Raw genomic sequence first — 25,952 nt, 5'->3', positions numbered from 1 at the left:
GGAAGGGGGAGGTCGCCCCCTCCGGCACCAGGCCCTCGCGGCGCACCGTCTCCAGCCACCCCTGCTGAAGCAGGGCGGCTGACCGGGGGCCGTCCTCGGGCCGCACCAGCACCTGGAACTTCGGAGTGCAGCCGACCTTGGCGCACGCCTCACGGTGGACGAGGGCGGGGACGTCCGCGCCCAGGAAGGCCTCCACCAGCCTGCGGGCGTCCGTGAGTGACACCTCCGCGCACGGCACCAGCTCCGAGTCCGCCAAGATCCTCTGCGCTTCGTCTGGAGTCATGAGGCTAGAGGTCGCTCTCTTGGGTGAGCTGGTTGAGCCGCAGCAGATAGGGGGCACGGTGAGCACGGCGGCCCATGGCATGAATTGTCCTCCAGGTTGCATGAGCAGGCAAGCAGCCCGGAGTCCTGCGATCAGCGGGAGCTCCTCGAACAGTCTCCGGCACAAGCTGCCAGGATCAGGCAGTTGTTGGCATTGGGAATGGCCATCACCCCAACAGATTGGCGATGTCCTTCACCGGCTGCGGAGCGGCCTCGGTGCTCCCCAGCGCGCCCATGACGCCTCCGAAGAGCATGGAGGCCGGGTTGGCGCGGCCCTTCGTGATGGACCCGACGACGCCCTCCGCGACGCCCTTCAAGGTGTTGACGTAACCGGTCGCGGCGCCCTCGAGGACTCCCTTGAAGCCCCCTTCCGAGTTGCCCACGCCCGTCAGGACGTTGCTGACCCCCGGCAGGAACCACAGGGCCTTGCCCGCCTCGCCCGCGAACCACTGGAAGTTGTCCTTGTTGCTCCCGTCCGCCTTGACGTGGGTGTCCTTCGTGGTCGGCAGCTGGTGCTCGCCCAGGAAGGAGTATCCCTTCTCGGCGAAGTCCTTGAGCATGCCGGCCTCCGTGCCGTGGCGCGCATCGCCGCTCTTGGTGATGCCCTCGATGTTGCCGTCGCCCTTGCCGTTCTGGACCTTGTTCGCGCGGTCTCCACCCGTGGAGGCCTTGGCGCTGTCGATGAACTCCAGCACCTGCGTCAGCCGGTAGACGCCGTCGGCGTTCTGCTTCGGATCCTTCAGGTCCAGCTTGGGGTCGACGCCCGTCTGTTTGCACAACTGCTCGAACTTGATGTCCTTCTGGCGGCCCAGCTTCTTCAACACGGGCGAGTCGTCGACGATCTGCGCCGCGGACCGCGTGTCCCCGGCCGGCCGCTTGTCGTGGGCGCTCGGGACGCCCGAGGCGGAGGACTGCGCAGCCGGAGCCGCCGGCGGGAGCTCCGGCGTGCGGGGCTGCCCGCGGAGGATGACCGCCGCGGGCTCGAAGCAATCCACCGGGCTGAAGCCCCGCGCGGGGGTGCCCCGGGCCCCCACGTCCTGAACGGGCCCCGCCGACAGCTGCTGCTTCGGGGTGACGGGAGCGGACGGAGCAGCGTTCGGGCGCAGCACGGAAGACGAGAGGGCCGAGGGCTTGGCGAGGATCATGGGGTCACCGGGTTCGGGACATCGGTGCGCTGCCTCACTGCAGCGCGGATGCCAGCCAGGTGCCCCCCCGCAACCCGTCGATTTCCCTGGGATGGGATGCCTTGGAGAACGCGCGCCAGGCCCCCAGCCGGTGACCGTGGTCACCAGGGGGATGGCGCCAGTCACCAGGGCGCCCGCGCCTGCCCGGAGGCTGCCTGGGGAACGGTCATGTTTCACGGGTGGGGGTTTCGGACGTTTCGCGGCCCCGCGGGGTAAGGGCACGCTTTGAGTCAGGAGGCGTTACTCCCATGGGAAGGCAGCGTCAGCGCTGCCTTCCCGGCTTCCGGCCGAAGCTGGAAGTGCCACCCCGGGAGGAACCCATGTCGCTGAAGCTCCTGTCGCGGACGGTCGCGTCCGCCTGCGTGCTGTTCCTGCTGTCGGCGTGCCGGAGCGCGGGCAATCCCATGCCGCCACCCGGTGACACACCCTGCCGTGGCACCGCGTCCGTGCAGACACCGGTGCGCGAGAAGTTCCTCTCGGTCGCGAAGCCGGTCCCCGGTGAGTACGTCGTCGTGCTCAAGGCGCCCCGGGAAGGAGACGTCGCGCTGGCGCCGGTGGTGGACGCGCAAAGCCTCACCGAGCGCTTCGGCGGCAAGGTCTTCCACGTGTACGCGCACGCGCTGCGGGGCTTCGCCACGCGCATGAGCGAGAAGCAGGCCCGTGACATGTCCGCCGCGCCCGAGGTGGCGTACGTGCAACAGAATGGCGTGGTGACGCTCGACGAGAGCCAGCCCGATGCGACGTGGGGGATTGACCGCATCGACCAGCGCGACCTGCCGCTCAATCAGCTCTACCTGTACCAGACGCAGGGCCGGGGCGTGCACGTGTACGTCATCGACACGGGCCTGCGCCCCACGCACCGGGAGTTCGCCGGGCGGGCGGACATCGCCTTCGATGCCGTCGGCGATGGTCGCAACGGCGTGGACTGCAACGGCCATGGCACCCACGTGTCCGCAACGGTGGGCGGCAACGTGTATGGCATTGCCAAGAGCGCGTCGCTGCACGCCGTGCGCGTGCTGGACTGCGCAGGCTCCGGGACGACGGCGGGCGTGGTGGCGGGCGTGGACTGGGTGACGGAGCACCACCAGTCCCCGGCGGTGGCCAACATGAGCCTGGGCGGCGGGGAGGACGCGGCGCTCGACGATGCCGTGCGCCGCTCCATCGCGTCGGGCGTGACGTATGTGCTGGCGGCGGGCAACGAGAACCAGGACGCGTGCAAGCGCTCTCCCGCGCGCACCGCCGAGGCCCTGACCGTGGGTGCCACCACCCGCGCGGACCGGCGGGCGTCCTTCTCCAACCATGGCGACTGCGTGGACGTCTTCGCGCCCGGCGAGGACATCCTCTCGGCCTGGGCCAGCGATGACACGGCGACCCGAGCGCTGAGCGGCACGTCCATGGCCTCCCCGCATGTCACCGGCGTCATCGCGCTCTTCCTGGAGGCCCATCCCACCTCCGCGCCGCAGGAGGTCAGCACCGCCATGACGGGCAACGCCACGCCGGACAAGGTGGCCAACCCCGGGCGCTGCTCACCGAACCGGATGGCCTACTCGGGCTTCATCGCACCCTCGCGGGCCCCCACCGTCCGGAACGGCGGGGAGTAGGCACGCCCCGGGGGGGAGAGCAGGCAGGACGCAGTGCGCTCGACGTGGCGGAAGGGGCCTTCCGCGTGCTCACGGAGGTGGATGTGGCGGAGGGACTGGGGTTCAGAAGCCCTTGAGGAACCGCTGCGTCCGCTTGGGGTCCTTGATGCCGTCAGGTGACATGATCATGTAGCGGTCATGCGCCTTCTGGGCCTTGGCCTTGTTGCCGACCAGGGTATAGGCGTTCTCCAATCCCAGCCAGGCCCGCCGGAGGCTGGCCTTCTTTCGGGTGACTTCCTCCAGCAGCTTCACGGCCTGCCTGTGGTTGGCGGGCGTCCCCGGCTGAAGCTTGATGAGCGTCAGTCCCAGCTCCAGCTTGGCCTCGATGGAGTCCGGCTTGAGGGACAGCGCGTTCTGGAGGACGGCGGCTGCTTCCGGGTACCGCTCGTCCCGGACGGCCGTGCGGCCCACTTCCAGCATGTCAGCGAAGGTCTCTGGCTTCGCGATGCGGCCCGAGGCCGATGACAGGGCGTTCGCGTCGTCCAGGACCTTCACCACCGTCGCGCGGCTGGAGTGCGTGACGGGGGCAAGGTCCATGAAACGCTGGTAGTGGGTGATGCTCGCATGTCTGTCGTTGAGCCGTGCGTACAGGGTGCCGAGCTGTAGCTGGCAGTCCGCGTCACCGGGAAACCGCGTCTCGCACTGGAGCGCCAGCTTCAGGGCCGGCTGGAGCTCCCCTTTCTGGATCAGCGCCTGGGTGTGTTGCTGCAATTCAGCCAGGGACAGGTCCGCCCCCAGGGGCGTCTCCGCCGCCGCGTCACGAGGGGACTCCAGGCCGCTCAGCGCCGCCGCCACCGACGCGCGCCGTGCATCGTCGGGCGGTGCGAACCCCAGGAAGGCCCGGTAGTGGAACGCCCCCAGGGCGTCGTTGTGGAGCAGGGCGTGGGTGCTGGCCAACATCAGGTGGCAGTCCGCGTTCTGCGGGAGCGCGGTGAAACAACGGGTGGCCAGTTGCAACGCTTCCTCCAGCTTCTTCTCCTGCTGGAACTGGCGCACCTGGCCCTGGGCCCGCGCGACCGCCGTCGCCGTCCAGGCCTGCCCTGCCATGGGCGGGTGGACGTCCGAGGGACGCGCCAGGGGGAGAACCTCCCCGGGAGTGATGGCGTGCGGTTCGACAGCGTCAAGGAACCAGAGGCTCCCGGCGCCGATGGCCACGGCCCCCACGCCCAAGCCCAGCAACAGCTTCCGGGACATGGGCCTGGACGGAGCGAGCGCGGCGGGGGAGTCGCCATCGGGGAGGGGAATCTTCCCGGTGTCGATGGCGGCCCTGGGCCGGGAAGGCGTCCTCGCGAGCTGCGATTCGCCCTTCCGCCACGAGCGCAGGTCCTCCAAGAACGAGGTGGGAATCGACAACTCCCGTCCCTGCTGTATCAGGTCCTCGCGGAACAGCATCCGCACCAGGTGCGCGATGCTCAGCGAGGAGAAGCTCGGGTGGTAGGCATGGAGGAAGCGCCCCAGGGCCTCACCGAAGGCATGGCTGGAGTCGAAGCGCTCGCTCTGGTCCGGGTGCAGGGCCTTGCGGACGATGTCGTTGAGTTCCGCGGGCAGGTTCGGACGCGCCTCGCGGAGGGACGGCAGTTCGCCAGTCGCCACGCGCAACATCACGGCAGGGGCCGGGCCATCCAGGGGCAGCCTGCCGCACAGCAACTCATACAACACGATTCCCGTGGCCCAGACGTCCGAGCGGGCATCCACTTCCTCTCCGCGCGCCTGCTCCGGGGAGAAGTAGAGGTATTTGCCCTTCACCACGCCGGGCGCCGTCTTGAAGCCGCGGATCAGCCGCGCCTTGGCGATGCCGAAGTCGACGATCTTGACCTGCCCCTCGTAGCCGATGAGCACGTTGTCCGGGGAGATGTCCCGGTGGACGATGCCCAGGGCCGTGCCGCTGCTGTCGGTGCGCGTATGCGCGTAGTGCAGGCCCCGGCACATCTCCATCACGATGGAGACGGCGATGGGGACGGGGAGGGCGGGCATGCCGCTCTTCACGGCGCGCTTGAGGACGCGGTGGAGCGGTTGGCCGTCCACGAACTCCATGGCGAGGAAGTACTCGCCCTCCACACGGCCGAAGTCGAAGACCTGGGCCACGTTGCCATGGGACAGCGTGGCGGAGATGCGCGCCTCGCTGATGAACATGGAGATGAAGGCCTCGTCGTTGGCATACTCCGGCAGGACCTTCTTGATGAGGACCGGCTTCGTGACGCCCGCGTCGCCCATCAGCTGGGCGCGCCACGTCTCCGCCATCCCGCCCCGGCCCAGCCAGGACACCAGCTCATACCGTCCGAAGGTGTCGCCAGCTTCGAGTGCCATGGGCCGGCATTCTAGACGCAGACACCCGGGAACGCGGAATCCGGAGCTTCGGCGGATGTCCGGTCCGCGAGCATGCGGACCGGCGGGGTGCTCGCTCAGGAGCAGGCGCCGTGGCGGAACGGTTCTTCTCATTCAACTGGGGCGCGTCCTCACCGCGCCGCTCCAGGCAGAGGGCCGCGTGGGCGGAGTACGGCCTAGGTCACCAGCCCATCGAGCGCCTTCTTCATGGCGGCCATGCCGGCTTCGATCATCGGGCCGACGACGGCGCTGGCTTCGTGAGGAAGGAAATCGGCGGTCCAGACGACCCGGCTCCCCGTGCCCTCCGCGAAGACCTGGACCGCTCCGTTGTAGTGGGTCAGCGGTCCACCTTCTGCTCCCCACACGAGGCGCCGTCCGTCGTCGTCGACCGTCACGATGGGCTCCCGGACCACCATCCCGTTGCCGAAGGTGACCACGCGGGCTCCCGGCTCGAGGCGCGTGTCGACAACGAACCCGGGCACCAAGCGCGTGTGCAGCGCGCCGATGTCACGGATCGCATCCCAGACCCACTCGGGCGCGGCACGCGTCGTGATGTCCTTGCGGATTGAAGCCATGGTCTGTGCTCCTGGTAGGGTGCCTCTTGGGTTGAGCCACACCTCTAGAAGTTGCTCGCCATCTTCTCTTGGAGAATCTTGCGATCTCCGCGCGAGGCCTGCCGGAATGCGCGCGGCGAGACGCCCGCCGCTCGGCGGAACGTCCGCACGAAGTTCGAGAGGTCCCCGAAGCCAACGTCGTACGCGATGCGGGTGATGGGGGCATCCGTCGAAAGCAGGCGCGCAGCCTGACGAAGGCGCATGCGCACGAGATACTGGTGCGGCGTGACACCCAGCACGCCGCGGAAGACGCGGAGGAAGTGGAACGGGCTCAAGCCGAGCTCCGCTGCGAGCCCCTCGAGCGTCAGCGGCTCACCCGCCTGCGCTTCGAGGAGGAGCGCGGCTTCCACAGCCCGCCGTCGATCCCGCGCGTGCATCCGCAACGGCGCCTCGCGTTTCCCGGAGACGGTGCCCACGAAACGCGCCGCGAACACGAGCGCCACCTCGTCCAGTCCGAGGTGGGTTCGTCCCTCGGCCGTCTGCTGCGCGAGCTCCCCCAGCATCATCAGGGCCGGGACCGGTGGCAGGGCGCCCACGCGCCACACGTCCAGGGAGGCTCCGAGCGCATCCACGAGCGCGTCAGAGAGCTGGAACGATAGGCACTCGTCGCCCGCGAGATGATGCTCGTGCGTACAGCGGTAGTCGTCTCCCGCATGCCCGACGAGCGTTGCGCCGGCCACGAGTTCATGCGCCGTGCCGCGGGAGTGGTATCCGAAGCTTCCACAGCGGACGTATGACAGGGAGAACGCCGCGTGCTGCTCCTCGACGGAGCCCTCGCCCGGCTTCGCGTCGCACCGGTAATCCAGGACGGCAACGGAGCGCGAACGGTGCAGGACGGTGACTCGCATCAGCGCGGGCTAGCAGGGAAGGGGGAGGAAGACTTGGAGAATCTTGCTCGAATGCTCAACCGGCGCGCGCAGCCCGACGGGGTCCTTCACGTCAGAGAAGCTCCGCGAGGCGTGCTCGATCCGCATCGACCTGGAGCTGGCGGGCAGCGATGGCCGCCGCACGCCCCAGGACCCCGGTATAGGTGGGAAACGAGAGCGGAACGCGAGCCAGCTCATCCACTCGCATCCCCGCCGCGATGGCGATCGCCGCCGTCTGGACCAGGTCGACCGCCCGCTCACCCACCACGTGGCAACCGAGGATCCTCCGCGTGGCGCGGTCGACGATGAGCTTGCAGAACCCGGTCGTCCGACCATCGATGAGGGTCCGCGTCGTCGAGTCGAAGCGCACCACCGCCACGACGACGTCGTGCGTTTGACGCGCCTTCGCTTCGGTCAGGCCCGCTTGCGCGTATTCGGGATCGGTGAAGCTGCCAATCGGAGACACCCCGTCCGTGACGGCGATCATCGGCGTGTTCGCCGTGTTGGTGCCTGCGACGAACCCGTCCTGCATCGCCTGGGGGACCAGCATCATGCGCCCGGTCACGTCTCCCGCGGCGAAGATGTGCGGCGCGGAGGTTCGCAGATGGGCGTCGACGCGCACGAAACCTCGCGAGTCGGTCTCGACGCCCGCGGCCGCGAGGTTGAGCGCGGAGGTGTTGGCCGTCCAGCCCACTGCGACGACGACGAGCGCGGCCTCGGCGCTGTCTCGCGCGCCGTCCCGGGAGAAGACCATCCGCACGCCCCCCGGCGTCCTTTCAAAGCGCTCAATCGAGCCAAAGGCCTCGCGCACCACCATGCCGGCCTGACGAAAGGACTCCGCGACAGCGGTGGACACATCCTCGTCCTCGGTCGGCAGGATGCGCGCTCCCGCCTCGAAGAGCTGTACCCGCGTGCCGAACGCCGTGAAGATCGACGCGACCTGGGCTCCCGTGGCGCCACCGCCGACGACCACCATCGTCGGCGGAACAGCGGTCAGGCTCCACGCATCGCTGTGGGTCGCCGTGAACTCGAATCCCGGGATCGGGAGGCGCCGGCTCACGCCGCCGGAGCAGAGGATGAACTTCTCCGCTCGCAATCGCAGCCCGCCCTGGGTCTCGAGGGTGTGTGGGTCCACGAAGCGCGCCGCGCCTGCGTGCTCGTGCACGGTGACCCCCGCTGCGGCAATCTGTTCGCGCAGGGCCGCCTGAGCGCGAACGTCGCCGGCCACCTCGCGCACCCGGGTGAGCAGTCGCGCGTAGTCCAGCACGGGCTCGGACACGGAGATGCCATAGCGCCCCAGTTGCCGGGCGTCGCGGAGCAGCCGTGCCGCCTGCGCCAGCGTCCTCACCGGCACCGGTCCGTCGTGGGCCGCCATGCCGCCGAACTCGTCGCGAGTGACGAGGGCGGTCCGGGCGCCCAGGTCGCCAGCGCGGAGCGCCGCGAGCAGCCCCGCAGGGCCGGCACCGATGACCACGACGTCCATGCTCGCCGGTCCGTTCATGTCCGCAGCTCCGCCAGCCACCGCAGCGCTCTCAGCCCGGGCATGAAGCAGTACTCGCCTCCGCGCGTGATCACGAACCGCGGCAGGCCTTGCAGACGCCTGGGGATGGGCCGCTTCGGGAATGAGAACACGCCGGTCCCGTCGTTCGCGCCGGCGACGGGGTCCTTCGCATCTCCCAACCCGAGGAAATCACCGCCGTTGACCCACTCGGCTTGCACGAACTCGAACTGCCGTCCGAGGTGCGCGCCGATGAAGGCAAACATCAACCCCCGGTCGGCGCCATCGTCCTCGATGACTCCCTCGGGCAGCTCGGGCCCGTAGGCGGTTCCGCGCCGGATCATCCGATGGAGCCTGACCACTCCGGCGACGGACGCATCGCGGGGGTTCGCTCGCCGGACGTGCGACGCGGGGGGCGTCTTGTAGCCGGTCGGGTCATCCGCGAAGTGGAAGTCATTGTTGCGCGACGCATCGGCGCCCAGGTCGGGAGCGTCGTGGTGGGGGCACAGCGCCAGCGGCGCGCCGCTCCGCCACCGCCCCATCATCTTCGCGGCCATGAGCTCTTCGTCCTCCGGGCTGCTCGCGGTGTTCTTCAGGTACTGCCTGAACGTGGCCACCCGCTGATGAAGCTTGCGGAAGGCGACGTACGTTCCATTGCGCCCCAGGACGTCAGGCTGGGGCCTCGGGGACACGCCGCCCGTTTCGTCGGGGTAGCCGAGGACGAACTCGCCTGCCTTGAGCGGCTCCTCGTGGGGATTGCTTCCTGGAATGCCGCTGCCTTCGACGGCCGGATGGCTGATGCCGTCCTTGAATCCGAACGGCTCCTTGCCGGTGCTCAGGGCGTGGCAGTCCTGACGCCAGATCGCCGTGATGCCGCCAAGCTCGCTCAGGGCCTTGCGCGCGCGCTCCAGCGCGGCTTCGAGCTGGACCTGATCCGGCGAAAGCGCTGTCAGCACGACGTGGACATCGCTCGTTCCCAGCGGCGGTTCCCAATGTTCGGGGCTGCTCTCGCCGTCGTCTCCCAGCGCCTTCGCCCGGGCGGCCATTCCCTGCCGGAACTCCCACGCGAAGGTGTCCAGGGAGTCCCGCGGTACGCCCAGCGCCTCGAGCCCGTGATACGTGAGCGCGACGCTGAGCGAGCAATCGGAGGTCGGGCTGCTCGGATGGGCGGCCGCGGTCACCGCCGAGCCGAGCCGCCGCATCAACTCCCGTCCCGCGCTCCGGTCGTCGATTCGCAGGAGGATGTAGGTCGCGACGTACGGAGAAGGCCGGGGCCGCAGCACTCCGCTCTGGATGTCGTCAAGTTCGAGCATCTCAATGGGCCGTGGCGAGGTTCTTCCAGAAGCGCACGAGGCTCTCGTCCGCCCCGAACAAGGTGCTGAAGACGGTGGAGTCGGCTACCAGCACATCGCCAGCCCTGCCGTCGCCCGGCGGCAGCCACACCAACGCATTGAACTCGGTGTTTCCCGCGTTCGTGAAGGGGTGGGGCCGGGTCCGGTCGATGGGCTGTTTCGCCAGGACGCGGACTGAACGGGAATCCTCCGCCGTGACCGCGTAGTGCGGCAGGTGCAGGTGGAAGTTGAAGTTCTGGACTCCGGTGAGCCAGCCCCGCGTGTCCAGCTCTTCCATCACCGTCAAGGGGGCGCTTCGGTTCGTTCCTTCGACGACGGCGGGGCGGAGACCCCAGCGATTCTCGACAGGGATTCCCAGCCCCTTCATCAGCGAGCGCGTATAGCCGCCGAAGCGTTGCTGACGAGGCACCAGCGCGTCGCCATGGTGGGCGTATTCCAGGGCGCGCTCCTTCAGGTCCGGCGAGTGCCCGACGTCGTGGTGCGGGCCGATCACCAGACAGGTTCCTTCGCGCTCGAGGAATGCGCGGACCGCTTCTATCTCCTCCGGGGCAGCCTCCTGCCCGGTGACGTTGTGGTCCAGACCGAAGATGAGCAGGGTGTCCGCATCGGCGAGGACCCGCTCGTCGAGCGGCAGGGTGAAGCCCGCCTGGTCGACCCGCTGAAACATGGGGACCTTGTTCCCGGTGACCTCTTCCATCACCTGCTGGAACTTCACCCACGCCCAGAAGAAGAGCTCCAGTGAGCCCGCGACTCCCTGTTGGAACCTCAGTGGGTCCGCCCACTGGGGGGACTCGTAGTCTGGCCAGAGTACCCGGCGGACCTCGGCCATCGTCGAGAAACGATTGTCCATTTCGTCAGGCGTCCGGTTGGCTTCTCCGGGGTAGCTCCAGGACGTGTAGACACTGACCCGCCGGTGCCCCCTCGAGTATTTCCTCGGCGTGTGGTTCTGGTTGTACGTCCGCCCGAACGCTTCGCTCATGACTGGCCCCTACTGCATCTGCTCGAGCATCTCGGTGAACGCGGCCTTGAGCTTCAGAGCCTTCTTGATCTCATCGCTCGTGAAGTACGGGTATTCGCCATACTCAAGAAAGCTGGTGCACTGATGGTCTCGGAGGAATTTGACGAACGCAGGCGTGTTGGTCTTCCAGTCCAGGGGAAAACCCTCGAGGTTCTCGAAGGCGGTGTTGATTCCAGACCTGGTGAAGAGAACGACCGCGTCCTCGGTGTATTTGTCGAAATCGGTGTCGAAGATACCCTGGTACATGAACCGGGTGTCATCATCGAAGAGCACCCAGCGCAGGTAGTGGAGCTTGAGCGGCGCGAGAAAGCCGGGGTCGGCCTTGAGCGCTTCGGCGATCCTCTGGCCGTAGCCGCGAATCGTATCAGCGCGCCCGGGCTTGACGTTGGCGACGATCGTGAAGCCATAGCAGGCAGGCGTCTTCGGAAAAATCGGACCGTACTTCCCCCTTTCGAGGTGCTCGGTCGACCTGGGTATGGCCACGGCCTGGGGCTTGATCTCCATCGAGGGGCTCCCTTTGCTCGGACACTTCAAGTTCGTGGTGGATCCCGGAATCAGCAAGGGCGCCATCGCTTTCGAGCGGAGGAGCACACGAGGAGTAGCAAGGCGGGGCCCCCGTCCCGATGGCCACGGGAAAGAGGCGGTCGGACGGAGGGGCGTCTTCATCGTCTTCGTCGAGGCGCTCGACGATGGCGGCAAAATGGTGGTCAAGCGTGGCGCCAAACGGAGCCCCGCCATTGCTGTGGATGCGCCCTGGCGCCAGTCCGGCCGCATGCTGACGGGAGGCTGGGGGCTTCTTCAGGCGAGCGCCTCGGTCTGGATGCCGCAGGACTTGCACTTGCGCGGCTTGAAGTACGAGACGGCCCCGGTGGTGACCCGGGTGGTGACCGCGCCGGCCAGCCAGCCAACGGTCGCCGAGTAGGCCGTGGTGGCGACGATGGAGCCCAGGGCCATCCACCACCCGCCCGCCGCGGTCACCACGCCCGCCGCGCCCATCGCGCTCACGGCGCCCACGGTGCCCACCCCCAGCTCCGCGTAGATCGTCATCCCCGAGGCGCAGTGCGCGCAGTAGACCTTCTTGCACGCCGAGCAGCGGTGCCACAGCCGGACCAGACTCACCCGGCTGCCATGCACGGTCCTGCAGCCGCTGCACGTCAGCCCGGCGTGGTTGCTCGACGTGTACCAGCCGACAAGCCGCGCCACGGGGCCGACATACGGCAGGGTGGGGATCCAACTGCCTTTGAGCGTCAGCCCGAAGCTCCCGAAGTCCGCCTTGTCCCAGGCGGAATCCGTGCTCAGTGCCTTGTCGAAGGTGTCCAGGATGTCCAGCCGGCCCTTCGGTGACGGGCTGCCCGCGCTGACCACACGCGCGTAACCGGGGTCGGTGAACTCCCCCCACATCTGGGAGGCTTCGGCATAGGTGGTCGGCAGGAGTTCATTGTCAATCCCCAGACACGAGCCGAAGATCTTCCAGCCATATTGGATCTGATCCGACTTCAACGACTGGAGGCGCTTGTCGTAGCCGGCGATCCGCTTCTCCCACGTGGCGATCTCGGCCCGCACACCATCTGCCCCCTTCGGCGCCAGCTGGGTGGCCAACTGGTCCGCCCAGGCCTCTCCCATGCCCTTTGCAAGCAGCCCCTCGTTGAGCTCTTCCTTCGAGAAGGTGCTGTCCCGCAGTGCCTTCTTGAGAAAGGTCAGGGCTTGCTTCTCCCACGCACTTCTCTCCTCGACGCTGAAGGCCGGCGTAAAGGAGAACGTGAGCAGGGTGAAGAGCGCGGACCCCTGGTTGTAGAAGGGGCGAAGCGTGTCCTTGTCCTTGTGCGTCTGGAATCGCGCGACGTGCATGATTCCGAGCAACAGCGACGTCGCGAGGAATCGCTTCCTGTCGAGGATGCGATCCAGGATGTACGCCGTCTCGAAGACGCGCGACTTCACGAGGCCCTTCTTGGTGACCACCTGGGTCTTGCTCAGCAGCGCGATGATGTCCTTGTGGCGGTACGTCTCCTTGAAGGAACTGCGGAGCGCTTCGAGGTTCACGCGGAAGGACTCCGCCGTGGCGTCGATGGCGGAATTGAGTCGGGTGAGGAACGTACCCGCGCTCATCTCCCCGGTGATGGTACGGGCCGTCGCGGCGGAGGTGCCCGTGAACAACTCCGCCGCGATGTTCTCATCATTCAGCGCGACATCACTGTTGCCGAGCAGGTTGTTGAACAGCTCCAGCATGGAGACGTAGTGGACGCCTTCCTCGACGACGGTGTGCTTCGCATACTCTTCCTTGTACGCGAGGAAGATCTTCAGGATCTTCGCGAAGACATTGTTGTTCGCTTGAGCCAGGGCAAAAAAGCTGTCGCCGCCCATCGCCTCATCGAGCTCGTCGTCCCGGTTGACGAATTTGTACATGAACGCCACGGTTCTTGAACCTCCGCACCGCGAGCAACGGCGGCGATGCTCGCACCCTAGCGCGAAGGATGCGCCGGCCGCCCTCTCTCTCCACCCGTGGCAGCGATCGATACAGGTGGATCCGGACTCACCTTGAGCGCGTGCCGAAGCGCGGCCGTCCCCGCCCGCCGCCCTCAAGAGGGCCCCCATTCGTCCTGTACTTCGAGGACCTGCGGGCCCTGCTCGACGTGTGAGCCGCCTGAACGAGCTCCGAAACGCCAAGGGCCTGGGAGCGCAGCGACAGGTGGGGTGAGAGAAGCAGCCCACATGGGGCAGGGTGTGCGCGCAGGCAAGGAGTGGAACCTGCGCACGCCCTTGGGGCGCAACTGCGTGCGGATGCGACGCATGTTGCGTGCGGCGCGCACGCAGCGGGAGCACGGCGCGCGGCACCTGCCCCACGAAACACCCCGGACCGCCGTGAGCAGCGGATTGGCGCCCGTCTTGCTTTGTCGGCATCACGTGCCGGGCCACGACTCACGCGACCCCGGGAGGGACGTAACATGAACAACGCCAGTCTGCTGCTCGCGCGCCTGCTGTGTTGCCTGTTGCTCGCCTGTGCCGCCCTGGGCTGCACGGCGGAGTCCCCGGACGAGCTGCCCTCCACGTGCGCCCAGGACTCGGACTGCGTGACGGAGGGCGGGGTGTGCGCCACGCGGCCGGGCACCACCGAGCGATCCTGCTGCCTGCCCCACGCCGAGGAGTGCAACGGCGTGGACGACGACTGCGACGGCCAGGTGGACGAGGACTTCGACCTGCAGACGAGCGCCCAGCACTGCGGCCAGTGCAACCACCCCTGCACGCTGCAGGAGGCGTGCGTCGCCGGCAAGTGCGAGCTGCGCACGGAGACGAGTTGCTCCAACGGCGCCGACGACAACGGCAACAGCCTGGTGGATTGCGAGGAGTCGAGCTGCAACGACCAGTCGTGCGGCGCCGGCTGCACCTGCCGCAATACCCGCAGGGCCGAGTTCGCGTGTGACAACGCCAATGATGACGACGGAGACGGCTCCAGGGACTGCGTGGACCCCGACTGCGACGGGGCCTCGTGCGGCATGGGCTGCACGTGCACCGGCCTGCTGCCGAAGGAGACCCTCTGCGACGACGGGCTCGACAACGGCGGCAACGTGGGCGCGGACTGCGACGACCTGGACTGCGACACCCAGGCGTGTGGCGCCGGCTGCGTGTGCACCGGCACGGCGCGCACGGAGACGCTCTGCAACGACAACGTCGACAATGACGGCAACCATGGCGCGGACTGCGCGGACGTCGCGGACTGCGAGGGCGTCATCATCCGCCAGCCCGCGGGCCAGGTGCCCTCGGCCATCTGCATGGGCGGGCAGTCGCGCGAGACGGACTGCGCCAACAGCGTGGACGACAACGGCGACGGACGCATCGACTGCAAGGCCGGCAACGCGGACGCCAACTGCGTGAGCGGCTCGTGCGGCCCCGGCTGCATATTCACGAACTGCGTGCGCAAGGAGACCGTCTGCAACGATCGCATCGACAATGACGGTAACAACGGCACGGACTGCTCGGACTCCGCGGACTGCCCGCAGGGCACCGCGTGCACGAGGGCCAACGGGGCGCCCGGCACGTGCCAGTCCAACAGGACGTGTGGCTGAGCGGACCCGAGGGGGGGCGAAGGGGCAGCGCGAACGAGCCCGCGTGACGGTGCGGCCGGCTCCCCCCGAAACGGCCGGCAACTCCTGACACCCTGGGTCCCTTCATGCTTCGGGAGCCCTCTCCCGGCCCGAGGAGGCCGCGGCCGAGGTGGCTTCGGCGCTGGCCACGGTGGAGGCCGAGCTGGGTTCGTGTGGGGCGGTAGCCTCAAGTGTCCCGCAGGCCCTTCCGGGCGTTCCCGCGGCCACTCGCGGCGTAGGGTCCGTGGCTTGCGCGCCGGACCCGGGGCCGGGGAAGCTGCCGCCCCATGAAATTCAATCCCGCCGTGCTCATCATCACCGGGGGATTCAGCCTGTTCTTCCTCGTGTACGGCGTGCTCTGAAGCAGCGGTCCGCCCGGGGCAACCAACGCGCCCGCCAGGTGGGCCCTCATCCGCCGAGTCGCGTTCCTTCGTGAGGAGCAGCCCGATTTCTTCCGTGGGTCCGTAGTCCTTGCGGGGCTCCTGGATCCAGGCAGCCTGCGACGAGTCGTCTCCCACCTGCGCCTGAAAGCACCCATGCCTCCTCCGCGCCTCCTGACCTTGTTGGCCCTTGCCTTGCTGTCGGGATGTGGTGGGGGGGGAGATGCGCTCACTGGCGTGTCCGTGACGGGCCCGGACAGGACTGCCTCCAAGGTCTGGACGGTCCTCACAGCGGTCGTGGAGGGGACCGGGACGTTCTCCCCTGACGTCACCTGGAGCATCACGTCCGGAGTCGGCAGGCTCTCCACCGTGACGGGCACGTCCGCCACCTACGTTGCCCCGTTCGTCCGGGAGGACGCGGCGGTGACCCTCCAGGCGGTGTCCCAGGCGGACCCGTCGAAGGTCGGCGTGTTCACCTTCACGGTGAGCCGGGCCCCTGCCGCGAGGTTGATGGCGGGCACCCATGAGGGGCTCCTCTCCGTGACGTCTTCCTCCCAACCAGCTCCCTCGCCCCAGGCCCAGAAGTACACGCTGGCGGTGGTGAGCGACACCCAGGTCGTGCTCACGCCCGTCCCGGGCTTCCCGAAGGGAGTCCTCGTCGACGTCAAGGAAGACGGCACGCTTGCCTTTCCTCCGCAGGAAAGCGCCATCACCCTCTATGACAAATACTGTCAACAGCAGCAGTACTTCATTGGAGACGGGTCCTCCAGCGCTCCGGGAACCGGGACCTGGGATGACCAGGGGAACCTGTCGCTGACGTGGATTCTCCGTTACGAGCGGGTGTGCACCATTCCTGGCACCCAGGTCCCCGGAGCGCCCCGCTACACGTATACGGCTTTATCGACCCATGTGTTCACGGGCGTCCGGCAGCCGGCCGAACCCCGGGCTCCCGCCATGGTGTTCCTCGCGGACCGCTTCACGGGGACCTACTCCTCCTCGGAGGAGACGACGCCGGCCCACCATCCGCCGAGCACCGGGAGCCAGACACAACCGTTGACCCTCCATTTCCAGCAGGTCGGTGCCACCCGGTTCCTGTTCCGGCAGGTCTATCCCTACGCGGAGGGAATCCCCGTCGATGTCTTCGAGGACGGTACGTTTGAACTGCCTCCCTTCACATATCCTCGGGTCGTCGAGGCACCGGGTTGCCAGCGGCAGTTCCATGTCGGAGAGGTGAGCTCCCTCGTGCCGGGAACGGGGACCTGGGATGACTGGGGGAACGTGACCCTCGAATGGGTCAGCCGGAGCGACAACGCCTGCGCCAGCAACGACGGTGACGACTACGTCACGCGCACCACCAACACCTTCGAGGGCAAGCGGCAGGTGTGGTGAGAGGGTAGGGATTGGCGGCAGGCTCAAGGACGAACCTTCACGAACACCTGCACGCCGATCATCCCGAGCCTCGGCACGGTCCGTTCCTGGGCACCCCCGCGTCCTGGACGCCGAGCGGCACGGCCACCTCGAATGGCAGCACGTTCGCGACCTGCAAGGCGACCCTGACTGGCATCGGGGCGAGTGGCAGTTACACCTGGGCGCTGTCGATGCAGTGATGCGCTGATGGCCGGGGCCTCGCCCGATGCAGTTCAGACGGGGCCCCGCGCCGCGGCGGAGCGGAAGCCGGCTTCAGGGAGCCAGGACGTCGAACTGGCAGGAGGAGGCCCCCAGCGCGACCGTGTAGGCCGTCCACAGGTCGATGCCATAGGTGCCGGAGGTCGGCGCCGTGAGGGTCCGCATCCAGCGTTGATCCACGCGCTCGATGGCTCCCGGGTATCGCGTGCCCTGCATGTCCTCGAAGGCCGAGGACAGCTGGAGCTGTCCCGGGTTCGTCTTCCACTCACAACTGAGCTGGTAGCGCTGCCCGGCCGTGGCCTCGAAGGAGAAGAAGTCGTGGTCCGAGGGATCCGCGATGAAGACGGACACCGCCTGTGACGGGCCCGTCAGCGGCGTGGCCGTGGCCAGGGTGTCGCCATGGTCGTCCGCGCCGAAGTCCTCGAACTGGAGGGTGTACTGTCCTTCCACCCAGCGCGCGGGCACGACTGGATCAAGGTCCACGTGCACGAAGTGCGTGGCCTGGGACGCCCTGAAGGCCGTCGTGCTCATGTCTCCCCCCTGCAGGGAGGAGAAGTCGCTGCCGGGTGCGGCGTTCCGGAGCCGGCAGCCCTTGTCCCCGTCGATGGTGCACGACACCCGGTAGGCGTGACCGGCCACGACGCCCAGGGAGAAGATGTCCTTGTCCTTGAGGGTTTCCATCTTCGCCTGCACGGACGCCGTGCCTGCCGAAAGCGCGGTGGCGGTCTCCACGGTGTCCCCGTGGTCCTCCGCGCCCAGGTCCTTCAACACGACCGTGTAGGGCTGAAGGGGAAGCGTGACCTGGTTGTCCTGGATGGAGGCGTAGAGCACGCCACCCGGAGACTTGAAGGCCGTGGCGGCATGGGTCTCCCGGAAGTACATCCCGTTCACGAAGGCCTGGGGCTCCTTGAGGGAGTCGAAGAAACCCAGTTCCCAGAACATCGTGGGGAAGACACTGTCGAGGACATAGACATGCCCCTCGACGGTCTGGAACGAGAACAGGTCCCGTTCGCCTTTGTGTTCGCCGGTCCCCATCCGGGGCTGCTCCGAGGGCGTCCAGGACGGCGCCGTGGTGAACAGGTCGCCGGAGTCGTCCAGCCCCATGTCCACGAACCGGAAGACGAAAGGCAGACGGGTGGGCACGGTGACTTGGGAAACGTCCACGGTATGGACCGCTCCCGCCGTGAGCCCCGACCAATGCCAGGAACGCGCAAAGGGGTCGAGGCCAGAGAAGCGCTGATCGACCCGGTCGATCGACCTTCCCTGCGCGTCCCGCATGTCCAGGACGTAGCCCTCGTTCGCGGCCTCGACGATGAAGTCGTAGTGGTGCCCGGCCTCGGCCACGAAGGCGAACCGGAGCGGCGCCTCCCCGCCTCCCCGTGGAACGCTGTGGACCTCCGTCTCCGACGGCATCAGCAGCGTGTAGCCCTCCGGGATGAGGGGCGGTGGCTGTTCGGTCGAACCGGCATCCGGGTCGGAGCCGGCATCCGGGTCGGAGCCGGCATCCGGGTCGGAGCCGGCATCCGTCCCGGCGTCGACGGTGGTGCCTGCGTCAGGGGCGGGGTCGTCCTTGGACTCACAGGCACCCAGCGCGAAAAGACAGGCGACGAGCATGACGGCAGACAGCGGGTGTTTCAGCATGGGCATGGAATGGGCTCCCCCTCAGGAGGACGCCCACCCTATGCGACGGCTGACATGCCGCCAATCCACGCTCAGTAGGGGCTCGACGCGGGGCGGATGATGATTTCACTCACGTCCAGGTCCGCCGGCTGGCTGATGGCGTTGCTGGCGGGGGCAGCGCCGAAGCCGGAAGAGGCAAGTGAGCCGCCTTTAGCAGGGGCGAGGCAGGAGCGCACGCCGCAACAGGATGGGGCCGGGTTGCTCAAGCAGGAGCTTCGCGCTGGACGTGTTCGCGTGCGGCAGGTGTGGAGGCAGGCTTGAGGGTGCTGGCGTCCCTGACGGCACCAGCCTGGTGGACTTCCGCAGGCACCGTCACGGGAGGTCCTCCACGTAGGCAAGGGGTCCCGTGGGGGTGTGAGCGACGGCGCGCACGCGCTGTCCACGCGCCTCTTCTGCCGAGACTCACAGAGACGATTGGGAGGGACAGCCGATGAATCCAGGCCAGGGGTGTTTGAAGCGAGAAGAGGACGCGCGCTGCGCCCGCGCGATGAACGGAGCGCACGAACCCCGCTCCACATGGCAGGAGCAGGTCGGTCGCGCCGTCCATGGTGAACACGTTGAAGCCCCCTCTTCACCGTGGAGGAGACACCCAGGAGCGCAAGGGCCATCGGCGGACAAGCCGTTCGCTCGCCGACCGTCGCGCGACCACGCCGCGCATCACGCGATCACCACTGGCCGCCGCGCCAGATTCGGCGATACTTTTCCGACCATGCTCCAACGGCCCTGGCCCCTCGAGCTCGCCGCGCAGCAGCTGATCCGCGATGACGTCGCCGTCGAGTCGCGTCTGTCCGTGGTGGGTCTCATTCGACTCGACGAAGTCCTGGCTGGCCGCATGGCTCGCGGTATCAAGAGGGAAGACGTCGAGTCCTGGATCGACCTCCATCGCGCCTGGATCAACGAGCGTTTCGGGTCCGAGGACCTGGTGCCCGCCTTCACTCGGTGTTCTCGGCTACGGGCCGTCTCCGAGCTGCGCATCGACTGCAACTGGCTCGGTGTCACGGGGGTCGCCGAGGTGCTTGCGTCACCGCTCCTGCATCACCTGGACGAACTCGAGCTGGCCGTCGGGCTCCACACGGTCGAGGCATACGAGCCGCTGGCTCGGCGCAAGATGACCCACTTGCGCCGCTTCGGCCTCGCGATGCCCGACGCCCAGGATGGTGACATCCCTGTGGGTGATGATCTGGCCGACCTTCTCGCTGCTGCCGGTCTCGAGCGTCTGGAGAGCCTCGCGCTCCCCCGCGTCGGCATCGGCCCGGCGGGGCTGAGTCGTCTGTTCGACCTGCCCGCGTTGGCCTACTTGGACCTCGCACGTTCCGCGATCGGCGAAGAGGGCTGCCACGCCCTGGCCCGGGCCTCGAGCCTGTCTCGTCTTCGTGGGCTCGATCTCGAGGGCTGTCTCGGATTCGACGATGCCGGCGACTCGGCCTTGCCTGGCCCCGGCTTCTCGGCGCTCATCACGTCGCCGCGCCTGGCCGTCGCGCATCTCGGTCTGGGCGACGTCCCGGGAGCCGTCGCGATCGTCGCCGGCTCGGCGCGCATGACGACCGTCGAGCACCTCGTTCTCTCGGAAGTCGAGGATGACGAACTCGCGTCCCTCATCGCGTCTCCCTACCTGACCGCTCTCCGCCACCTGCGCCTACGGAGCTGCAATCTTTCGAGCACGAGCCTCACCGGGTTTGGACGGTCTCAGCTTCTTGCCGCACTCGAGTCTCTGACCCTGAGCAACGATCCCACGGCGTCGCAGCAAGGTCTCGTCGCTCGGCGCCTGCCGCGCCTGCGCGAGCTCCGTCTGGAGGTCAACCACACGACCGCGGACAGCCTCGGCCGAGCCGACTTGCCCAACCTCACCGAGCTACACCTCGACTTCGACGCAACGGCCCTGAGTCAGGATGAGGAGGTCGAGGGAACCGATCTGGATGCTGTCATCGCTGCGCTCGTGAGCGCGAAGGGCATGCCGCGTCTGACAGGAGTCGTCATGTCACCTGTTTCGCCCGAACACATGGCCAAGCTCGTCGGCCGCTTCGGTACGGGATTCCGGACCAAGGAGTACTCGCTGACTGGCTCGGTCCGGGAGCGTTGAATCGCGACCCGGAGCCGATTCGTCAGGCGTCAGGGGCCGCCGGCTCCCTCCGCAGCGAGCCGTAGCTTCGCACTCGTATCCGCGCACCGCGGCGGGCTCGAGTCGTCCGCCATGCAGCGTCGTGCCGTGACCATCAACGTCGCGCCCGCGCGCTCCCGAGCACCAAGCCCCGCAAGCGGCAGCTTGAGCGCGTCGCTCCATTCGCCATCACCGCGATCCCACGACGAGACCGCGCCGACCAGCGGCACGCAATCCTCGCCGCGGCGCGCCTGGAGAGACTTGCCCGGCGCCATGACGATTCCCAGGTCCTCACTGGACGAGCTTTCACCTCCAGGGTGACCTCGTCGAAGCGACGACCCCCGCGCGTTGCGTCGCGCGCCCGGAGGAGGACGTAGAGCTGGCCACGGCCCCAGAGGAGTGCGAGCGAGGCACCGAGGTTTTCGTCGCGCGGCGCAATCACGAGGCGGGCCGCGCCTTGCCATGGAAGCGCTCGGATGGACTCGAATGCGTCGATTGGCCCATCCTTGTGCAGCCGGAACGTGGTGCGGCTGGTGGTGTCGCGGATGCTCACTGTGCGCGAGGTGGCGGAGGAACTGGCCGTTTGCCGGGCCACCGTCTCATTCACGTTGACAGGTTCCGCTTCCTCCTCGGTTTGGACCCGGACTTTGTCTACAAGCTGTCGCAATTGTGGACTGCATACGACAGGGGAGACGCTAATCAATGGGTCTACTTTCTTCGTTCCTTAGCGAATCACCCCTACAACGCGAAGCTCCGTAGTCAGCTTGCTTGTGCAGCAGACGAGTGGGACACACTGATCAAGGCCTACAAACTCACCGTGGCGCTGCCCGGGGCGAAGACTCCGTGAAACCGGGTAAGGTTTGACCGAGGCGGAGGTACCAGGGACTCCACGCGACGTAGCAGCGTAAGCATAGTGGGGGAGGCAGAACCCCAATCTGGAGACCCTCATCGTCACCCGCACCCGAGACCTCGGCGACGGGTTCGCGGTGCGGCGGGCGCGGCCCTCGGCCCGGCGGCGGATGGTCGGGCCCTTCATCTTCCTCAACCAGAGGGGGCCCGCAGTGTTCAGCCCGGGACACGGGTCGACGTGCGACCGCACCCGCACATCGGCTTGGCCATCGTCACCTATCGGCCCGGCGAGGTGAACTGGATGACCGCAGGGCGCGGTATCGCCGACTATGTCCAAAAACTTCATGGACACTCCACTAGGGGGCAGGCCCGACATCGCGCCACGCTCCGGCAGTGCGATCATGAAGGAGCCTGACACGACGGTGCTGGCGGGTTGTCACCTGCAGTGCATCGCGCTGCCACCTCCGGGAGGGAAGCCAACGGGAGCGCAGTGTTTAGCCTGCCTGCCTGGGGCCGGATACCTCCAGCCCGGGAGGCAACATGCGGAAGACTTGCGATTTCCTCGTCGCCTTGGCCATGGCTACAACGCTCGCGGGGGCGCCCGCCGCCCAGGCCAGCGATGCGGTGCGTTTCGATGCGGAGGCCCCGGTTGCCTTCAACCTGGGGGGCGGCGGCGTCCAGTGCGGTGACACCCTCACCCAGCACACGAAACTCACGCACGATCTCAACTGCCCGGGGACAGCTCCCTTCGCGCTCCGGATCGCCGGTGAAGGCATCGTCCTCGACCTTGGCGGCCATACCGTGCGCCGCACCGGCCCGGCGAATCAGAACTCGGAAGGCATCGCGGTCGATTTCAGCAGCATGGTGCGCAACGGCACGGTTCAGGGCTTCGGCTTTGGAGTGATTACTCCCCTGAGTTCAATCGCGGCGAACCTGCGGCTGCACAAACTCGCGCTCCTCGATAACGGAGATGCCGTCCACAACCGCGTCTTTACGAACTTCCTCATCACGGAGTGCCGCCTGAGCGGGAACGCCAGAGGGCTGTCCAACGAGTTCGCTTCGTCCTTTGGCTCCTTCGACGTGAGGTCTTCGGTCTTTACCCACAACGGGACCGCGATGACCGCGGACTTCCATCAAGTTGACGTGCTCGACTCCACCTTCACGTCGAACGAAAACGTCCTCCATTGCCGCAACGGCATCGTTCGCTTCAGGTCGAGCACGCTCGCATGGAACGCCTCCGTGGCCCTGATGCAGGTCGACATCGGCGGGCCCCGCACCTGCGGCGATCTGCGGTTCGAGAACTCGCTCATCGCGAACAACACCGCGTTCGCACCCGCGCCCGCGCCTGCGCCCGCTTCGGTGTGGCATCTGTTTAGGTTCTCGATGATCAACTCGCTGGCCGTCAACAATGGTGCGGGTCTCCATGTCGCGCCGACGAACATCTACATGGACGGCAATACCTTCTATGACAACGCAGGAGGATTGACCCTGTCCGACCTCCCACATGAGATCCCCTTCAGGCTGACAGGCATTGTCCGTGGCAACCAATTCCTGGCCAATGACGGCGATGGCCTCCGGGTCCTGGCTCCCAGCACGCCCACGTTGATCAACAACGTCGCGCTGGGCAACACCGGCTGGGGCATCCATGCGCCAACGGCATTCAACGGGGGCGGGAACGTCGCGCGGAACAATGACGCGGGCGACTGCTTCGGCATCGTCTGCGCCCCCTACTGACAAGGACAGTTCCGCGTCAGGGCACGTCCATGGCCGTCGGGTCGGCCTTCCAGCGATGGAGCTGTTCCTTGGAGGGAAAGCCCTGCACGCGGTAGCGCTCCGGGTACATCCCCAGCTCGGGCGAGGGCTGCACGGCTTCTCCCCCGGCCTGGCGCACAGCTCGGCGGCACCCGTCAGCATCCCTCCTCGGCACCTCTGCACCCGCCCTCACCCTCAACAGGCCTTCTCTTCGCCCTATGCGTTGAGCGGTGGGACTGGGCGACGCTGCTGAAGCGCGGTTTCGACTTCGACGTCTGCACCTGTCCTGGCAGCGGCAGGCGGCGGAGGGTACTGGCGGTGCTGAAAGGCCGCGGCGTCAAGGAGGTTTTGAGGCACCTGGGGTTGCCCACGGTCCCCTTGCCCCTGGCAACTGCGCGAGGCCCGCACAGAGGGGCTACCGGACGCCGAGGTGAAAGTGGCCGCCAGTTCCGCCGATACGTTGTGCGTGACGCTGTCGGTGGTTCCGGCCTTCGCCCAGGACGAGGGCGGCAAGGCGCAGGGCGGCGGTGAAGGTGGTGGCGCCCGGATGCAGAAGACGACCAACGTCGACTTCGAGGACGACACCATCGAAGGTGACCTCACGAAGCCGGATGGTGAGTACGTCGAAGCTCGCAAGTCCGCGAAGCACTCCAACCTCATCCGCATCCGCGAAGACTTCGAGACAAGGTCATGCAGTCCGTGGGTGAGCTGTAATTCCCCACGAATTGCCGGCGGGAACCTTCCGCCAGCCCCGTTGTCCAACGAGCGCGAGAGCGAACCGGGAGCCCCCTTCATGGCCGTACCCCTGACACTCAAGGTCTTCAAGGGCGACACGCTGGTCGCCTCCAAGGACTACGAGCGCGACATCATCAAGATTGGTCGTCTTTCCTCCGCGCACCTGTGCCTGGAGGACGACAAGGTCAGCCGCATCCACTCCGTCATCGAGGTCGCGGGCGACGGCTCCATGTCCATCATCGACATGGGCAGCGTCGAAGGCACCTACGTCAACGGCAAGCGCGTCAACAAGGGGCAGATCTCCTTCGGTGACGAGGTCCGCGTGGGCGGCACCACCATCCGCCTGGAGAGCCCGGCCGCCGTGGCCGCGGTGAACCTGGCCGCCGCCGCCGCGATGGCGGCGTCGGTCGCGCCCACGCAGAAGAACAAGGTCGTGGCGCCCGCCGCCAAGGCACCCGAGGAGGCTCCGGAAGCCCCTTCCGAGGACGAGGAGGCCGCGCCGCGCGTGCGCACCGTGCGCCGCACCAAGTCCAACGGTCCGCTGGGCGTGTCGCTGCGCCTGCTCTGGGGTGATCAGCGCGTGGGCGAGTTCTTCGTGCCCCCGGGCGCGAAGAAGGGCTTCACGGTCGGCAGCGCCAAGGGCGTGGACTTCGTGATGGACGACGCCAGGCTGGGCGGTCCCTCCTTCGAAGTGCTGCGCACCGACGGACAGACCTTCTCCGTGCGCTTCGCGCGCAAGATGAAGGGCGAGCTGACCCGCAAGGGCGAAACGCTCGACCTGGAAGCGGTCATCGAGTCGGGCAAGGCCTCCAATGAGGGCGAGTCCTACGCCGTCACGCTGGAGGCCGACGACTTCTTCTGGGTGGACCTGGGCGGCCTCACGCTGGAGGCGCAGCTCCAGTCGATGCCCAAGCGCGTGGTCGTGCCCGTGGGCGAGAACCTCGACTACACGGCGCTCAACATCTTCCTGGTGATGTTCTTCATCGCCACCGCGTTCGTCATCCACTCGATGAACAGCAGCGGGGAAGGGGATGAGTACGCGGACGAGCTCGCGGGCAACGACGCGCGCATCGCCAAGCTGATCATCAAGGCCCCCGAGACCCAGAAGAACAAGTTCCTGGAGAAGCTCAACCAGCAGAGGGAGAAGAAGTCGGGCGAGATGGCCCAGAAGACGCGCGCTGACGAAGGGCAGATGGGCAAGAAGGACGCGCTCAAGGCCAACAACCGCACCGTGTCCAAGGGCGACCTGAACAGGAAGGACGAGGCGCGCGCCCTCACCGCGAAGATCTTCGGCGGCGGCAAGGGCGGCATCTCCAACATCTTCGGCAAGTCCGGCCTGGGCGGTGAGCTCAAGAGCGCCATGGGCAACGTGTTCAGCGCCAAGGTGGGCAACGCGGGCGGCTTCGGCGGCATGGGTCTGCGCGGCAGCGGCGGTGGCGGCGGTACCGGTGACAGCATCGGCATCGGCGGCATTGGCACCAAGGGCCGTGGCGGCGGCAGCGGCGGCTACGGCACGGGCGTGGGCACGCTCGGCGGCAAGCAGAGCGTGGACGTGGGCATCACGTCCTCCGTCCTGGAGGTCATGGGCTCGCTGGACAAGGAGCTCATCCGCCAGGTCATCCAGCGCAACCGCGGGCAGATCCGCTACTGCTACGAGAGCCTTCTCAACCGCTTCCCGAAGCTGGGCGGCAAGGTCTCAGTGAAGTTCATCATCAGCGCCACGGGCTCGGTGGCCACGTCCAACGTCGCGCAGTCCACGGCGGGCAACTCGGACCTGGAGACCTGCGTCGCGGGCCGCGTGCGCATCTGGAAGTTCCCCGAGCCCAAGGGTGGCGGCTCCGTGATCGTCACCTACCCGTTCATCTTCAAGCAGGCCGGCGACTAGCCTGGACTCGACTTCATCCGTGTGCCGCGCGGGCGGCCCTGGCGACAGGG

The 25,952-nt window shown here is 67.5% G+C and carries 18 protein-coding genes and 1 pseudogene; 7 read left to right on the top strand and 12 right to left on the bottom strand.

Annotated features, from left to right (window positions below):
* Both D7X12_RS11755 and D7X12_RS11750 read right to left on the bottom strand, forming a co-directional pair.
* A partial coding sequence (locus D7X12_RS11755) for a hypothetical protein (protein ID WP_120625361.1) occupies window positions 1-283 on the bottom strand: 283 nt, incomplete at its 3' end.
* A gap of 205 nt (window positions 284-488) precedes the next feature.
* Window positions 489-1,466, bottom strand: a complete 978-nt coding sequence (locus D7X12_RS11750; RefSeq protein ID WP_120625355.1) for a hypothetical protein — start codon at window positions 1,464-1,466, stop codon at window positions 489-491.
* A gap of 359 nt (window positions 1,467-1,825) precedes the next feature.
* Here D7X12_RS11750 and D7X12_RS11745 point away from each other — a divergent pair, with 359 nt between their 5' ends.
* On the top strand, window positions 1,826-3,106 hold the full coding sequence (locus tag D7X12_RS11745; RefSeq protein ID WP_244224499.1) for a S8 family peptidase: 1,281 nt from the start codon (window positions 1,826-1,828) through the stop codon (window positions 3,104-3,106).
* Between the two features lie 102 nt (window positions 3,107-3,208).
* On the opposite strand, the gene D7X12_RS11735 is transcribed toward D7X12_RS11745, so the two are convergent.
* From D7X12_RS11735 to D7X12_RS11700, 8 genes are all read right to left on the bottom strand, one after another.
* Window positions 3,209-5,452, bottom strand: a complete 2,244-nt coding sequence (locus D7X12_RS11735) for a serine/threonine-protein kinase (RefSeq protein WP_120625354.1) — start codon at window positions 5,450-5,452, stop codon at window positions 3,209-3,211.
* A 194-nt stretch (window positions 5,453-5,646) separates the two neighbouring features.
* Window positions 5,647-6,045 (bottom strand): SRPBCC family protein, encoded by a 399-nt coding sequence (locus D7X12_RS11730; protein WP_120625353.1) that lies wholly within the window; start codon window positions 6,043-6,045, stop codon window positions 5,647-5,649.
* A gap of 44 nt (window positions 6,046-6,089) precedes the next feature.
* Window positions 6,090-6,932, bottom strand: coding sequence for a helix-turn-helix domain-containing protein (locus D7X12_RS11725; RefSeq protein ID WP_120625352.1), 843 nt, complete (start codon window positions 6,930-6,932; stop codon window positions 6,090-6,092).
* 91 nt (window positions 6,933-7,023) lie between these two features.
* Window positions 7,024-8,433, bottom strand: coding sequence for a dihydrolipoyl dehydrogenase family protein (locus tag D7X12_RS11720; protein ID WP_158620034.1), 1,410 nt, complete (start codon window positions 8,431-8,433; stop codon window positions 7,024-7,026).
* Window positions 8,434-8,447: 14 nt separating this feature from the next.
* The gene (locus D7X12_RS11715; RefSeq protein WP_120625350.1) at window positions 8,448-9,761 is read right to left on the bottom strand and encodes a Dyp-type peroxidase; all 1,314 of its coding nucleotides are present in this window, start codon (window positions 9,759-9,761) and stop codon (window positions 8,448-8,450) included.
* Window position 9,762: 1 nt separating this feature from the next.
* A complete protein-coding gene (locus D7X12_RS11710) occupies window positions 9,763-10,779 on the bottom strand; it encodes a hypothetical protein (RefSeq protein ID WP_208718961.1) in 1,017 nt (338 codons plus the stop codon).
* A 9-nt stretch (window positions 10,780-10,788) separates the two neighbouring features.
* Window positions 10,789-11,322 (bottom strand): hypothetical protein, encoded by a 534-nt coding sequence (locus D7X12_RS11705; RefSeq protein WP_120625348.1) that lies wholly within the window; start codon window positions 11,320-11,322, stop codon window positions 10,789-10,791.
* 294 nt (window positions 11,323-11,616) lie between these two features.
* A complete protein-coding gene (locus D7X12_RS11700; protein ID WP_147443615.1) occupies window positions 11,617-13,221 on the bottom strand; it encodes a hypothetical protein in 1,605 nt (534 codons plus the stop codon).
* A 539-nt stretch (window positions 13,222-13,760) separates the two neighbouring features.
* On the opposite strand from D7X12_RS11700, the gene D7X12_RS43695 reads away from it, so the two are divergent.
* Together D7X12_RS43695 and D7X12_RS11690 are read left to right on the top strand one after the other, a co-directional pair.
* The gene (locus tag D7X12_RS43695) at window positions 13,761-14,879 is read left to right on the top strand and encodes a hypothetical protein (protein ID WP_208718959.1); all 1,119 of its coding nucleotides are present in this window, start codon (window positions 13,761-13,763) and stop codon (window positions 14,877-14,879) included.
* 635 nt (window positions 14,880-15,514) lie between these two features.
* On the top strand, window positions 15,515-16,666 hold the full coding sequence (locus D7X12_RS11690; protein ID WP_120625346.1) for a hypothetical protein: 1,152 nt from the start codon (window positions 15,515-15,517) through the stop codon (window positions 16,664-16,666).
* Window positions 16,667-16,957: 291 nt separating this feature from the next.
* On the opposite strand, the gene D7X12_RS11680 is transcribed toward D7X12_RS11690, so the two are convergent.
* On the bottom strand, window positions 16,958-18,550 hold the full coding sequence (locus D7X12_RS11680) for a hypothetical protein (protein WP_120625344.1): 1,593 nt from the start codon (window positions 18,548-18,550) through the stop codon (window positions 16,958-16,960).
* A gap of 463 nt (window positions 18,551-19,013) precedes the next feature.
* Here D7X12_RS11680 and D7X12_RS11670 point away from each other — a divergent pair, with 463 nt between their 5' ends.
* Window positions 19,014-20,663, top strand: coding sequence for a hypothetical protein (locus D7X12_RS11670; protein ID WP_158620033.1), 1,650 nt, complete (start codon window positions 19,014-19,016; stop codon window positions 20,661-20,663).
* Window positions 20,664-20,692: 29 nt separating this feature from the next.
* On the opposite strand, the gene D7X12_RS11665 is transcribed toward D7X12_RS11670, so the two are convergent.
* Window positions 20,693-20,956: a hypothetical protein gene (locus D7X12_RS11665; RefSeq protein WP_120625341.1), complete on the bottom strand. Its 264-nt coding sequence runs from the start codon at window positions 20,954-20,956 to the stop codon at window positions 20,693-20,695.
* A 744-nt stretch (window positions 20,957-21,700) separates the two neighbouring features.
* Here D7X12_RS11665 and D7X12_RS45480 point away from each other — a divergent pair.
* From D7X12_RS45480 to gltG, 3 genes and pseudogenes are all read left to right on the top strand, one after another.
* A pseudogene (locus tag D7X12_RS45480) lies at window positions 21,701-21,852 on the top strand (pirin family protein); the annotation flags it as partial.
* Window positions 21,853-22,070: 218 nt separating this feature from the next.
* Window positions 22,071-23,264, top strand: a complete 1,194-nt coding sequence (locus tag D7X12_RS11645) for a right-handed parallel beta-helix repeat-containing protein (RefSeq protein ID WP_120625338.1) — start codon at window positions 22,071-22,073, stop codon at window positions 23,262-23,264.
* Between the two features lie 454 nt (window positions 23,265-23,718).
* Complete coding sequence (gene gltG, locus D7X12_RS11630) at window positions 23,719-25,902, top strand: adventurous gliding motility protein GltG (RefSeq protein WP_244224498.1); 2,184 nt, start codon at window positions 23,719-23,721, stop codon at window positions 25,900-25,902.
* Window positions 25,903-25,952: the final 50 nt, after the last annotated feature.

The organism is Corallococcus sicarius, assembly GCF_003611735.1.
Lineage (GTDB): Bacteria > Myxococcota > Myxococcia > Myxococcales > Myxococcaceae > Corallococcus > Corallococcus sicarius.
This window is presented reverse-complemented; position numbering and strand designations above follow the sequence as displayed.

Coding starts and splice junctions, on each gene's coding strand:
- D7X12_RS11750 (WP_120625355.1), bottom strand. CDS start 1,466: ATGATCCTCGCCAAGCCCTCGGCCCTCTCGTCTTCCGTGCTGCGCCCG.
- D7X12_RS11745 (WP_244224499.1), top strand. CDS start 1,826: ATGTCGCTGAAGCTCCTGTCGCGGACGGTCGCGTCCGCCTGCGTGCTG.
- D7X12_RS11735 (WP_120625354.1), bottom strand. CDS start 5,452: ATGGCACTCGAAGCTGGCGACACCTTCGGACGGTATGAGCTGGTGTCC.
- D7X12_RS11730 (WP_120625353.1), bottom strand. CDS start 6,045: ATGGCTTCAATCCGCAAGGACATCACGACGCGTGCCGCGCCCGAGTGG.
- D7X12_RS11725 (WP_120625352.1), bottom strand. CDS start 6,932: ATGCGAGTCACCGTCCTGCACCGTTCGCGCTCCGTTGCCGTCCTGGAT.
- D7X12_RS11720 (WP_158620034.1), bottom strand. CDS start 8,433: ATGGACGTCGTGGTCATCGGTGCCGGCCCTGCGGGGCTGCTCGCGGCG.
- D7X12_RS11715 (WP_120625350.1), bottom strand. CDS start 9,761: ATGCTCGAACTTGACGACATCCAGAGCGGAGTGCTGCGGCCCCGGCCT.
- D7X12_RS11710 (WP_208718961.1), bottom strand. CDS start 10,779: ATGAGCGAAGCGTTCGGGCGGACGTACAACCAGAACCACACGCCGAGG.
- D7X12_RS11705 (WP_120625348.1), bottom strand. CDS start 11,322: ATGGAGATCAAGCCCCAGGCCGTGGCCATACCCAGGTCGACCGAGCAC.
- D7X12_RS11700 (WP_147443615.1), bottom strand. CDS start 13,221: ATGTACAAATTCGTCAACCGGGACGACGAGCTCGATGAGGCGATGGGC.
- D7X12_RS43695 (WP_208718959.1), top strand. CDS start 13,761: ATGAACAACGCCAGTCTGCTGCTCGCGCGCCTGCTGTGTTGCCTGTTG.
- D7X12_RS11680 (WP_120625344.1), bottom strand. CDS start 18,550: ATGCCCATGCTGAAACACCCGCTGTCTGCCGTCATGCTCGTCGCCTGT.
- D7X12_RS11670 (WP_158620033.1), top strand. CDS start 19,014: ATGAATCCAGGCCAGGGGTGTTTGAAGCGAGAAGAGGACGCGCGCTGC.
- D7X12_RS11665 (WP_120625341.1), bottom strand. CDS start 20,956: ATGGCGCCGGGCAAGTCTCTCCAGGCGCGCCGCGGCGAGGATTGCGTG.
- D7X12_RS11645 (WP_120625338.1), top strand. CDS start 22,071: ATGCGGAAGACTTGCGATTTCCTCGTCGCCTTGGCCATGGCTACAACG.